Origin of the sequence: Flavobacterium polysaccharolyticum (assembly GCF_038739875.1) — a bacterium.
Classification (GTDB): Bacteria; Bacteroidota; Bacteroidia; order Flavobacteriales; family Flavobacteriaceae; genus Flavobacterium; species Flavobacterium polysaccharolyticum.
Genome location: NZ_JBCGDP010000121.1, coordinates 1 through 223, shown reverse-complemented (window position 1 = coordinate 223; position 223 = coordinate 1). Strand labels below are relative to the sequence as shown.

The following is a 223-nucleotide window of genomic DNA, read 5'->3' as shown; positions in this document are numbered from 1 at the left end:
ACCCCAGCAGCGAACTTCAATTCCGCGACCCCAGTAAGCATTCCTTATGTGATCACCGATGGAAATGGAGGAACAGCTACTGCCAATGCATTAATTACAGTAACCCCAGTAAACGATGCCCCAGTAGTAGTAGATGACACTTATACCGTTGCGGAAGAAGGCACAGTTACTTTGACCCCATTAACAGGCGACAGCGATGTTGACGGGGATGTCTTGAGCATCA

Annotated in this window: 1 protein-coding gene; it reads left to right on the top strand. The window is 48.4% G+C overall.

The window, feature by feature from the left end; genetic code table 11:
• On the top strand, window positions 1-223 hold a 223-nt coding region (locus WFZ86_RS20330), incomplete at both ends, for an Ig-like domain-containing protein (protein ID WP_342693642.1).